Below are 11,679 nucleotides of genomic sequence, written 5' to 3' on the forward strand. Positions count from 1 at the left end.
CTATGAAAAAATTATTACTTACCCTTTCATTCAGTCTGTGTTTAAGTTTGGCATGGGCCACCGAGCTTGCTAACATGATTCAAACCTATCAGGCCGATCGTGGAGCACTCAGTCGTTTGTATACCAATCCACTTTCAGAGGAATATTTCGATCGAATGGAATCCTTCAATAAGGAGTATTTGCAAACTCTTGAAAGCTTCAATTATGATTCTTTTTCTGAAGATGGGAAAATTGATTATGTCCTGTTTCGAAATTATCTGGAAAAAGAACTGGCTGAGCTGGATTTGGAGCGTAGAGCCTTTGATGAAATTAAATCCGTGGTCGCATTTGGAGCTCCTTTGCAAGAATTCGTAGTTGCCCGTAGAAGAGCAAAACAGCCCCAATCCCAAGATTTGGCGGCTACTTGGAACCAAGTTGCAAAAGCAGTGGATGCTCAATTGGCTTCACTTTCGTCTACGCCTAAATACAATTCCTGGCAGAAAGCAGATTTGGCAGCTTCTGCAGTGGAAAGCCTTCAGCGAACAGTCAAAGAGGCCTATGATTTCTACTTCGATTACGATCCGGGATTTACCTGGTGGATGCCTGAACCCTGGAAGAAATTAAATGCGAGTCTTGGCGCTTATGCCAAAGCTTTGCGGGAACATTATACCAATTCTGTCAAGGATGATGGGAGCGGGATCATTGGGAAGCCTATTGGTAGAGAGGCCCTTTTGAATCAACTGGCGTTTGAAATGATCGCTTACTCTCCTGAAGAATTGATCGCAGAAGCTGAGCGGCAGTTTGAATGGTGTGAGAAAGAAATGCTCAAAGCCTCCAATGAATTGGGTTTTGGAGATGATTGGAAAGCAGCCTTGGAAATGGTCAAGGAAACCTATTTACCTGCTGGAGCTTGGCCTGAGGAGGTGGTTCGATTGGGGGAGGAAGCTATAGGAATTATGGAAGAAAATGACTGGATTACCGTTCCGGAATTGGCTAAAGAGACTTGGCGAACGAGCATGATATCTGCAGAGCGACAGCGGGTGAGTCCTTTCTTTTTGGGAGGAGAGGTGATTCAGATTTCTTATCCTACTTCCGAGATGAGCCATGAAGAAAAAATGATGTCAATGCGGGGAAATAATCCTCATTTTTCTCGAGCCACAGTACAGCATGAATTAATTCCTGGGCATCATCTGCAGCAATTCATGAATCAGCGCTACATGACTCATCGCAGATTGTTCCGCACCCCATTCTGGACAGAGGGTTGGGCTTTATACTGGGAATTTGTGCTTTGGGACCGGGACTTTCCTAGAGATGCCAAGGATAAGGTAGGGATGCTATTCTGGAGAATGCACCGTTGTGCGCGCATTATTTTCTCTTTGAATTATCATTTGGAGAAAATGACCCCACAGGAATGTATTGATCTATTGGTTGACAAAGTCGGTCATGAATATGCCAATGCTGAAGCGGAGGTACGTCGTTCCTTTGAAGGACGCTATGGGCCCTTGTATCAAATTGCGTATATGATTGGGGCCTTGGAGTTTTATTCCCTGCGTCAAGAAATGGTGGATTCAGGAAAGATGGAAGAAAAAGCCTTTCATGATTTGATTATGCAACAAAATACCATGCCGGTGGAGATCCTAAGAGCAAAAGTTACCAGTCAGCCACTGGATAAAAATCACAAGGCAACCTGGCGATTTTTGGATGAATAAGGTCTAAGCGGATCCAATTAAAAATAAAAAAGGAGGCAACTGAATTCAGCTGCCTCCTTTTTTATCAGACCATAGGATTTTGAATGAAAAACAGTTCTCTAAAGGAAATTAATTCTAATTCCCGACCAAGAAGTACAAACCAGCAGCTAAAGCAGCTCCAGCTATGGGTCCTAAAATAGGTATCCAAGCATAGGGCCAATCCGAGCTTCCTTTTCCGCTAATGGGTAATAGTTGATGGACAATTCGTGGACCTAAATCCCGGGCAGGGTTGATGGCATAGCCAGTCGTTCCACCTAAAGCCATGCCGATGACCCAAACCAAGAATGCCACAGGCAAAGCCCCCACAGAGCCCAGGCCAATAGGGGTTTGGTTTGCATCTTCGATTTTCGCACCCGTGATGTAAAGTATCACAAAGATCAATACGAAGGTTCCAATCATTTCAGAAAGGAAATTGTTTTTCAAATTTCTGATAGCGGGACTGGTGCCAAAGGGAGCGGCAATTTCCCCCGGGTCCTGCGTTACTTTGAAATGGTCTATATGTACAACATAGGATAAAAACGCTCCCAAGGAAGCCCCGACGACTTGGGCTCCTATATAGCCGGGAACCATTGACCAATCGAATTTTCCCGCCAAAGCCAAGCCAATAGTTACAGCTGGATTCAGATGGGCCCCACTGTATGGTCCAGCTACAACCACCCCAACAAAAACAGCCAAGGCCCAAGCGGTGGTGATGACCAACCAGCCCGAGTTGTTCCCTTTGGTTTGTGGTAATACAACGTTAGCGACCACACCCGAGCCTAATAAAAGCAAAAGGCCTGTTCCGATAATTTCTGCAATGTATGGATTCATGTTATTCTACCCAGTTTTTAGATCTTTCGACTGCTTTGTGCCAAAAATGCAATAATTTTTCTCGCTTTTCTTTTTCCATTTCAGGTTGAAAGCTTTTGTCTGCCTGCCAAAGTGATTGAATTTCAGATTGATCTTTCCAAAATCCCACAGCCAAGCCTGCTAGGAATGCTGCTCCTATGGCAGTCGTTTCGATGATTTGTGGACGTTTGATTTCACAATCCAAGAGGTCAGACTGAAATTGCATCAAGAAGTTATTGGCAGTAGCACCTCCATCGACTCGGAGCTCTTTTGTTTTTTCTCCTGCATCCTTTTCCATTGCTTTGATGACGTCGTAAACTTGGTAGGCAATTGCTTCCAATGCCGCACGGGTAAAATGAGCAGTAGTGGTACCTCGGGTAATTCCAAAAAATGCGCCTCTGGCATTTTGGTCCCAATGAGGTGCGCCCAATCCGGCCAATGCAGGTACAAAATATACGCCCTCATTATCATCTAGGCTTGTAGCTAGTTTTTCAGATTCTTTGGCATGTTTGAATAATTCCAAACCATCCCGAAGCCATTGAATAGCGGCTCCTCCGATAAACACAGATCCTTCTAATGCATAATTGGTTTCATTGCCGATTTTCCAGGCTACGGTGGTAAGCAGTTGATTTTTGGATCTTACGGCCTCTTTTCCTGTATTCATCACCAAAAAGCATCCTGTTCCATAAGTAGTCTTGGCCATGCCGGGCTCGGTACAGAGTTGTCCAAAAAGAGCTGCCTGTTGATCTCCTGCGATTCCGGCAATGGGGATTTTGCTTCGCAAAACATCTCCGGCAGTTTCACAGTATACTTCCGAACAACTTCTCACTTCGGGTAACATGGACTTAGGGATTCCAAATACGTCTAAAAGTTCCTCATCCCATTGCTCGGTGTGGATGTTGAACAGCATGGTACGACTGGCATTGGTGATATCAGTGAGGTGTTTCTCGCCTTTGGTGAGTTTCCAAATCAACCAAGAATCTACGGTTCCGAAGGCTAATTCCCCAGCTTCCGCTTTTTCCCTAGCTCCTTCCACATGATCCAGAATCCACCGGATTTTGGTGGCCGAAAAATAAGCATCGATGATCAAGCCTGTTTTGGAAACGACTAATTCTGCATGTCCTTTTTCTTTCAGTTCATTACAAAAAGCAGCTGTCCTTCGATCCTGCCAAACGATCGCATTGAATACCGGTTTGCCTGTTTTTCGGTCCCAAACGATGGTGGTTTCCCGCTGATTAGTAATACCGATTCCTGCTATTTCGTCGACTGAAATCCCCTTGTTAACCAAGGATTCGATCATGACTGAGGATTGGGAAGTCCAGATTTCTTCGGGATCATGTTCCACCCAACCTTGCTTGGGAAAATGCTGCTTGAATTCTTTTTGGGCGACAGAGATGATTTGCCCTTGCTTGTTAAAAATGATGGCTCTTGAACTCGTTGTGCCCTGGTCCAAGGCCATGATATAGGGTTTACTTTGGGTCATTTTTGGGTTATTGTTTTTTTTTGAAAAAAGGTGGTTCGAAATCTAGGCTTTAATTAAATACTTTTCGCCTACTTTTCGAAAATCAACCAGTTCCTGTTCGATCCAATCATTGTCCTTCTGCAGTTCTTGGGCCATGATTTTTGCAACTTTTTCCGCTGAATCTAAAGCTGCTTGTGCGTCCAAAATCAGCATCCGAATTCTTCGAGAAAGAATATCCTCCACTTTTACTGCCATCTCTTCCCGAACTGACCAAACTACTTCAGCCAAGATATTTGGGAAATCGGGATGGATTTTTTCGGCTAATTCCGGACGATTTTCGGCCAACTTTTGAATCTTGGCAGCGTCTGACCCATAGACTGTCCAGTGTCCACCAGGCAGTGTCGAGGTATATCCATGTAGTTTCATCTCAAAGGATTCACTCGGAGCCAATAGTTCTTTAGTGATTTCCTGATAATGATTCACTGTGTCTTCACCCATTTTGCGGAAGGTGGTCCATTTCCCTCCTGTGAGGGTCACGAGATTGCTTTCCGATACGATCACTTTGTGGGAGCGGGAAATTTCCTTGGTTTTAGCTCCTTCTTCCTTGGGCCGTGCTAAAGGTCGTAAACCGGCAAACACCGCCTTGACATCGGCTCGGGTTGGTTCCTTTGTGAGATATCCTGCAGCAGTTTCGAGGACAAAATCAATTTCTTTTTGTAATGCTTGCGGTTCCAATTTCGCTTTTTCCCGAAGGGTGTCTGTGGTCCCGACGACCAATTTCCCATGCCAAGGAACTGCAAAAAGAATACGTCCATCCTTGGTCTTTGGAATCATTAAAGCATCTTTTCCACCCAAAAAATCCAAATCCAGCACCAAATGAATCCCCTGACTGGGCTGTATCATTTTTGCAGCATCGGGATTGTCCATTTGAAGGATTTTATCAGCAAAAACTCCAGTCGCATTGACAATCATTTTTGCTTTTAATGTATAGTTCGTCTTGTCCAATTCATCCCGAACTTTCAAGCCGGTCAGTTTTCCGTTTTTGTCCTTGATTAGACTTCGAACTGAAGCATAATTGAGAATACAGGCACCGGCATCATCAGCAGTCATGGCAATTGCCAAAGCTAAACGTGCATCATCAAATTGACCGTCGTAATAGACCACGCCTCCTAGTAAACCTGTGGACTTGATACCTGGAAGTCGCTCTAATGTTTCTTCTTTTGAAATAAAGTGGCTTTTTCCGATCCGCAGTTTTCCAGCCATCCAATCGTAAATCTTTAGGCCTGTATTGTATTGGATTCGGTCAAACCAGGAATAAATAGGAATAATAAATGGCTGATTGGAGGTTAGATGTGGAGCATTTTGTAAAAGTTTTCCTCGCTCCTTCAAGGCCTCCAATACCAATCCGATATCACCTTGAGCCAAATAACGTACCCCTCCGTGAACCAATTTGGTACTTCGGCTGGAAGTCCCTTTTGCAAAATCGGCCTTTTCTAAAAGTATGACGGAAAGCCCTCTCGAAATCGCGTCAAGAGCCACGCCTAAACCTGAGGATCCTCCGCCTATTACAGCAATATCCCAAGTTCTGGATGAATCCGAGATTTGCCTAATGTTTTCTTCCCTATTCATATCTATTAAAAATAGCTGAATTGGGCGGAAGGGAAAAAATAAAGGGAGATTATTCTAAACCAAAATTAATCTCGGATAATGAGGATGATCATTTCCTTAAACCAAACACCATTAGGTATTTGCTAAATAATATGATGGCTTTTTTCTAATAATCCTTATACAATTTTCTGACAACCGAACTTCCATTTTTATCTAAAGTCACTTCATAGATAAAATCATATTCGATTTCTTCTAAATCTTCGAATTTTTCCCCGTCACCCACAAAATAATTTGCCAATTGACTAACTGTATTGCTATGACCGACAACCAGGATGTTTCCTTCCAAGCTTCGTAACTGTTCCACAAGCGCATCTTGATTTCTTGGATCGTAGGATTGAATATTCAAGCCAAATTGCGCTGCTGTTGGTTGGGCTGTCTGACGGGTTCGCTTATAATCCGAACTGAAAATATGCTTGATCTCCTCACCTTCAAGAATCTGAGCTAGCTTTTTTGCCCGAACCTGCCCCACTTGAGCCAAATCAGGATCAGGATTATCCACCAACTGCTTTTCAGCATGTCGGACGATATAGATGGTTTTGGGAGAATTTTGGGTTGTGCAGGATGCTAGTAGAAGAATGAAAGCGAAAAGAAGAAGTAGGTTTTTCATGAATTTTAGAAATATGCTTCGCGAAATATAGTGGAAATAGGCCTTCGGCGAAAAATAACTCACTTCATTCGTTGAAATACGCCTTCGGCGAGATATAGCCTCGTTCCTCGGCTGAGATACGGCTTCACCAAAATATTTCGCCCGACGAAGGAGGGCTTATTTCCATAGTATTTCTACTGTATTTCAATCGCCCAACTTGGCGGGAGATTTTTACCCGGAGAAGGTATTATCAATATGCTGATCTTTTGCTTTTACAGCTTCAAACTCATAAAACTGCTCCCAGAATTCATTTTCCGGCAAGGCAGCACGCAAATAGAGTTTTTCCTTTTTAATCGGATGTACAAAAACTAACTGGAAAGCATGCAGATTGATGCTCGCATCAGGATTAGGCTTTGGGAAACCATACTTCAAATCTCCCCGTATCGGGCAGCCCATAGACGCTAATTGTACCCGAATCTGATGAGGACGACCAGAAATGGGACGCACTTCGAGTAGCCAATGATCATTGAGTTTACCAAGGGTTTTGTAGTTCAGTTCGGCCTTTTGTGAACCTGTGACCTCCCTGTCATGTGCTGTGACGATATTTTTTTGTTCGTCTTTGGTCAGCCAATGGGTCAGTTTTCCCATTTCTTCCCGAGGTCGCTTTTTGACGATCGCCCAATAGACTTTATGGATGTCCCGCTTTCGGAATACTTCCATCATACGTTCCAAGCCCTTGCTGGTACGAGCAAAAACAACCAAACCACTCACTGGCCGATCCAAACGATGTACGGGATGTAAAAAGACTGCACCGGGTTTGTTGTATTTTTTGGCAATGTAATCCTTGCAATAGTCAGTCAAGGTTTTGTCACCGGTTTTGTCACCTTGGACGAGAATTCCAGCGGCTTTATTGACCACAAGCAAATGATTGTCTTCGTAAACGACGTTGAAAGGCTGCTTTTTCATAGATTCTGCAAAGGTAGCCAATAAAAATGAGCTTAATTAGAAAGCTTTTCTTTGATGTCCTTCATAATCGACTCTGCATGCACAATGGAGTTCTCGATAAAAAACTCCCGGGTATTCAATCCACCACAGACTACTCCTGCCAAGTAAACTCCCGGTACATTGGATTCCTGATTGGCCTGATCGTAGCAGGGTTGACGTTTTTCATCAAGTGATAATTCCACCCCAAGCTGATCCAATAGTGCAAAATTGGGTTTGTAACCTGTCATCGCTAGGACGAAGTCATTTTCAAATGTGACCTCTCCATCGGGAGTGAAAATCACTACTTCATGCTGTCGAATTTCTTTTACTTTTGATCGGGTGAATGCTTTGATAGAACCTTCCTTGATACGGTTCATGATGTCGGGGCGAACCCAATATTTAACATTTTCATCCACTTCATCTCCCAGCAAAACCATGCTGACTTCCGCTCCTTTTCTCCAGCATTCCAACGCCGCATCCACGGCAGAATTTGCGCCTCCGACTACCAATACTTTCTGTGCTACAAATGGCCAGGGTTCCTTATAATAGTGCATCACTTTTGGCAATTCCTCACCTGGAACATTCATTAGGTTTGGAAGATCATAGAATCCAGTAGCCAAAACAATTTTTCGAGTATGGTAAACTCCTTTCGAGGTGGTGATTTTAAAATTCCCATCTACTTTTTCGAGGGTTTGTACCGCTTCGTAAAGATTGACTTTAAGCTTGAAGTGGAAATAAATCCTTCTATAGTACTCTAAAGCTTCCGTTCGCGTAGGTTTATTCCCAATGGACATAAAAGGAATTCCTGCCATTTCCAACCGGTCAGAAGTGGAGAAAAAAGTCATGTTTACAGGGTAGTTGTAAATCGAATTGGTTAAAGCTCCTTTTTCCAAAATCAGGTAATCCAATCCGTTTTTTTGAGCTTCTACCCCACATGCCAAGCCAATAGGGCCTCCTCCTACAATGATGACGTCATATAGATGATTCATAAAAGTTATTGATTAGGTTCGAGTTCAATGAGCGTATTTGTATCTGTAAAATTAGCATAATCCCATTCAAAGGTTCGTTCTTGGATTTTTAATCGGCCATCTTGGGTTTGAATAACGGCACTGGAAGACCGTGTGCCATAATTTCCATCCGTTCGGATTAATTGAGCTGAGAGTGCTTTTTCTAAGCTTTGGGGAGCTCCTGTATCGGGGAGTTTCTCGATAGGATAAGTTTTCGTGGATTTTAGAATTTGGAGAAGTTTTCCATGATCGATTTTGTCGCTCAAGGTTTCTTCCAATTGCCTTTTGGCAAGTTCTACTTTTGGCCAGGGGTCATTGATCAGCCCATTGCTTAATCCATAAATTCCCGGTTCGATTTCTTGAATTCCTTTTCCATAATTGCTAAGGTAAAAAAGGGAATTTCCGTCACAAACCAGCAGGTTGAAGCCTTCGTAGCGATACTGATCTTTTTGGATTTCAAGAAGGTAATCCTCAGGGGAAATCGAATTTTCGAGAAAGTCTTGGACTAGTTTGCCACGCGAGATTTCTCCGTGACCCATCTTGCGGAAATCACGGTAATTGGTCAAAAGAGACCAACGGCCATTCGGATGAAAACCCATCCAAGTTCCTCCACTCCGAAGATCTTTTCCTGCAAGTATCCCGCTCTCCCATTGGTGAAGGGGAGCTGTAGGGCGATCGAAGAATTCATCTCGATTTGCCGAAATGATCAGTGGCAGATACGAATGGTGTTTCCAAGAAAAGGCTACGAGGCACATAGTTTTTTGGTCTAGAAATTCAACCCAAGACCAGAAGTCTAGGTTCAAAAAAAAGACCGCTTTTATCTTAAAAGCGGTCTAAAAAAATTGGGAAAAGGATGATTAGAAAGTCACCGTGACCTCATTGGAACAAATAGATGTTCCTGCTTCGCAAACTTTATAAGTCATGCTTCCTCCACCTTTATTGGTAGTTTGATCGGTATAGCTTGATGCAGTTACTCCCGAAGCAATTATTTCACCATCTCGGAAGATATCTACTGCCCCTGTATTCCCAGACCAGGAAAGATTGGCACCCCATCTACCCTTAACTTTAAATCCTTGGGCGCTTAGGTCGATTCCTGTTGGATCTCCTGGGTCGCCTCCTCCATCGCCTGGATCACCTCCTCCATCACCCGGAGTTCCCAAGGTGTAGATTAGGTCATTGTTTACGCTAAGAGAATTGGTCACAACTGATTTTTCGGAAGTGCTTGAAAGGTAATCATATACCTCCTGAGCAGATGCGCTTGGATTGGATTCCAAATAAAGTGCGGCCGCACCTGCTGCATGAGGGGAAGCCATGGATGTGCCGCTCATAGTTGCAGTAGCAGTTTGGCTAGTGTAATAAGCTGATCGGATAGAAGATCCTGGAGCAAAAATATCTACGCAATCCCCATAATTAGAGAAAGAAGATCGACTGTCACTACTAGTGGTTGATCCTACTGTGTAAGCATTTGGCGCGCTAGCTGGAGAATAGTTACAGGCATTCGCATTGCTATTTCCTGCAGCTACCATTACTGCAACACCTGCATTATACATTCTATTGACAGCATCATTGATTGAATTGCTTCTTCCTCCTCCAAGTGACATATTAGCCACAGATGGCCCGGAAGCGTTGGATGCTACCCAATCCATCCCTCCAATTACTCCACTAAAGCTGCCCGAACCATTGCAATCCAAAACACGAACCGCAACTAAAGAAACATTTTTTGCAACTCCGTAGATAGTGCCGCCTACAGTCCCGGCTACATGCGTACCATGACCATGGCAATCTTCTGAATTTCCTCCGAAGGCGTCAAAGCCTTGTTGCGCTCTTCCTCCAAATTCTACATGATCTGTACGGATACCCGTATCAAGGATGTAAGCGGTTACACCTTGTCCAGTTGTATTGTAGGTGTAGGTTCCATTTAGTGGAAGAGTTGCTTGATCGATTCGATCAATGCCCCAAGTAGCATTGGTTTGAGTTGCTGTGGTATAGACATAGCCATCAGGCTCGATATAACTAACTGAGGGGTCTTTTTCCAAATCTGCTAATTGGGTTGGGGTTAACTCCGCAGAGAACCCTGGAAGAAGATTTCCATAGACTCGTTCAATTCGCTCTTCCTGAATATTGTGTCTTGCAGCGATTGAATTTGCCACAACGCGCATCCCTGCCTGAACAGATTCGTAGTCATCGGTTCTTCTAAACCGTACGGTTTGATCATTCAGTACGACAATGTATTTTCCTGGAATAAATCCAGGTTCACCCATGTGTGCTGCTTCTTCTAATCCGGATAGTTGGACTTCTTGTTCGACTTCCGAACAAGCACCTAGGATCAAAACCAAACCTAGCAGGATCCCTCCAGTAGGTTTCAAAAATGATTTGAATGATGAGAACATAGTCATGTTTGTTTTTAAATAGGTGTACAAATAGCGAATAAATTTTGAAAAAAATAAAAAATGGTAAATAAAATTTTGTTTTAATAATTTTTACAGAATAAAAATAAAATTTTATACTGATAAAATGGTATTTTGTCTTTTGAAACTTGCATTTTGAATCAAATCATGGATATAAAAAAAATTAGGATCATCACGGGTGCTGGAAGTGGAATAGGGCTCCATCTTGCACAAGTGCTTCAGGAACAGGGTGAATCTTTGCTTCTAATCGATAAACGAGAGGAATTGCTAAAAAAGAATTTTCGAGCCTCTGATCAAGTTAAAATCAAGGTTGGGGATGTTTCTCAAGAGGCGTTTTGGGAAGCAGTGATTGGATCCGTTCAAGAATCTTCTTATCAGATTTCCCATTTGATTAACAGTGCCGGGGTAATTCGGCCCGGCTTCCTGCAAGACTTTGAAATCTCAGACATTGATTTACATCTTGATGTAAATGCGAAAGGAAGTATACTTGGGACAACCTTGATTGGGCGCGTCATGAAAGCTCAAGGTTTTGGTCACATTATCAATATTTCTTCACTAGCTGGTTTAGCTCCCGTTTCGGGGCTAAGTTTATATACTGCCTCCAAGTTTGCCATTCGAGGTTTTTCTCTTGCCGTAGCTCCTGAGTTGGAAAAATGGGGAGTCCATGTATCCGTAGTTTGTCCAGATTTGGTGAATACTCCGATGCTTGACCTCCAATTGGATTATCCGGAAGAAGCAGTTTTGACCTTCAGCGGACCAAAAAAAATCCTTGAACCCGAAGATATTAGCCGTGTACTACTCAAGTTGATGAGTAATCCGAAGCGCTTGGTTTGTATTCCCGAGCATCGGGGACTACTTGCAAAAATTGCCGGGAGCTGGCCAAGAGTAGCTGAAATTTTTAGAAAAGGACTTGAAAAGAAAGGGAAAGAGACGATTAAAAGGTTGAAGTAAACCCTTGACTTTGTTCATTTAACACATTTTAATACGAATACCATCGTACTTTTTTTGG

The 11,679-nt window shown here is 43.2% G+C and carries 10 protein-coding genes; 2 read left to right on the top strand and 8 right to left on the bottom strand.

Annotated elements, in window-relative coordinates; genetic code table 11:
* The first annotated feature begins 2 nt into the window (after window positions 1-2).
* Window positions 3-1,688 (top strand): DUF885 family protein, encoded by a 1,686-nt coding sequence (locus HWE15_RS11120; protein ID WP_290507609.1) that lies wholly within the window; start codon window positions 3-5, stop codon window positions 1,686-1,688.
* A gap of 114 nt (window positions 1,689-1,802) precedes the next feature.
* Here HWE15_RS11120 and HWE15_RS11125 read toward each other — a convergent pair whose 3' ends face one another.
* From HWE15_RS11125 to HWE15_RS11160, 8 genes are all read right to left on the bottom strand, one after another.
* Window positions 1,803-2,537 (bottom strand): MIP/aquaporin family protein, encoded by a 735-nt coding sequence (locus HWE15_RS11125; RefSeq protein ID WP_290507610.1) that lies wholly within the window; start codon window positions 2,535-2,537, stop codon window positions 1,803-1,805.
* 1 nt (window position 2,538) lies between these two features.
* Window positions 2,539-4,038 (bottom strand): glycerol kinase GlpK, encoded by a 1,500-nt coding sequence (glpK, locus tag HWE15_RS11130; RefSeq protein ID WP_290507611.1) that lies wholly within the window; start codon window positions 4,036-4,038, stop codon window positions 2,539-2,541.
* A gap of 42 nt (window positions 4,039-4,080) precedes the next feature.
* Entirely contained in the window at window positions 4,081-5,646 is a 1,566-nt protein-coding gene (locus HWE15_RS11135) for a glycerol-3-phosphate dehydrogenase/oxidase (RefSeq protein ID WP_290507612.1), read from the bottom strand.
* Between the two features lie 145 nt (window positions 5,647-5,791).
* On the bottom strand, window positions 5,792-6,292 hold the full coding sequence (locus HWE15_RS11140; RefSeq protein WP_290507613.1) for a histidine phosphatase family protein: 501 nt from the start codon (window positions 6,290-6,292) through the stop codon (window positions 5,792-5,794).
* 210 nt (window positions 6,293-6,502) lie between these two features.
* Window positions 6,503-7,237, bottom strand: coding sequence for an RluA family pseudouridine synthase (locus HWE15_RS11145; protein ID WP_290507614.1), 735 nt, complete (start codon window positions 7,235-7,237; stop codon window positions 6,503-6,505).
* Between the two features lie 32 nt (window positions 7,238-7,269).
* The gene (locus HWE15_RS11150) at window positions 7,270-8,244 is read right to left on the bottom strand and encodes a YpdA family putative bacillithiol disulfide reductase (RefSeq protein WP_290507615.1); all 975 of its coding nucleotides are present in this window, start codon (window positions 8,242-8,244) and stop codon (window positions 7,270-7,272) included.
* Between the two features lie 5 nt (window positions 8,245-8,249).
* The gene (locus tag HWE15_RS11155) at window positions 8,250-9,017 is read right to left on the bottom strand and encodes an NRDE family protein (protein ID WP_290507616.1); all 768 of its coding nucleotides are present in this window, start codon (window positions 9,015-9,017) and stop codon (window positions 8,250-8,252) included.
* A 102-nt stretch (window positions 9,018-9,119) separates the two neighbouring features.
* Complete coding sequence (locus HWE15_RS11160) at window positions 9,120-10,652, bottom strand: S8 family peptidase (protein ID WP_290507617.1); 1,533 nt, start codon at window positions 10,650-10,652, stop codon at window positions 9,120-9,122.
* Window positions 10,653-10,817: 165 nt separating this feature from the next.
* On the opposite strand from HWE15_RS11160, the gene HWE15_RS11165 reads away from it, so the two are divergent.
* Window positions 10,818-11,621 carry an SDR family oxidoreductase gene (locus tag HWE15_RS11165; protein ID WP_290507618.1) on the top strand — a complete coding sequence of 268 codons (804 nt, stop codon included), beginning with the start codon at window positions 10,818-10,820 and terminating at the stop codon, window positions 11,619-11,621.
* Window positions 11,622-11,679: the final 58 nt, after the last annotated feature.

This window comes from Algoriphagus sp. (assembly GCF_013373065.1).
Lineage (GTDB): Bacteria > Bacteroidota > Bacteroidia > Cytophagales > Cyclobacteriaceae > Algoriphagus.

Coding starts and splice junctions, on each gene's coding strand:
- HWE15_RS11165 (WP_290507618.1), top strand. CDS start 10,818: ATGGATATAAAAAAAATTAGGATCATCACGGGTGCTGGAAGTGGAATA.
- HWE15_RS11125 (WP_290507610.1), bottom strand. CDS start 2,537: ATGAATCCATACATTGCAGAAATTATCGGAACAGGCCTTTTGCTTTTA.
- HWE15_RS11140 (WP_290507613.1), bottom strand. CDS start 6,292: ATGAAAAACCTACTTCTTCTTTTCGCTTTCATTCTTCTACTAGCATCC.
- HWE15_RS11145 (WP_290507614.1), bottom strand. CDS start 7,237: ATGAAAAAGCAGCCTTTCAACGTCGTTTACGAAGACAATCATTTGCTT.
- HWE15_RS11150 (WP_290507615.1), bottom strand. CDS start 8,244: ATGAATCATCTATATGACGTCATCATTGTAGGAGGAGGCCCTATTGGC.
- HWE15_RS11135 (WP_290507612.1), bottom strand. CDS start 5,646: ATGAATAGGGAAGAAAACATTAGGCAAATCTCGGATTCATCCAGAACT.
- HWE15_RS11120 (WP_290507609.1), top strand. CDS start 3: ATGAAAAAATTATTACTTACCCTTTCATTCAGTCTGTGTTTAAGTTTG.
- HWE15_RS11160 (WP_290507617.1), bottom strand. CDS start 10,652: ATGTTCTCATCATTCAAATCATTTTTGAAACCTACTGGAGGGATCCTG.
- HWE15_RS11155 (WP_290507616.1), bottom strand. CDS start 9,017: ATGTGCCTCGTAGCCTTTTCTTGGAAACACCATTCGTATCTGCCACTG.
- glpK (WP_290507611.1), bottom strand. CDS start 4,038: ATGACCCAAAGTAAACCCTATATCATGGCCTTGGACCAGGGCACAACG.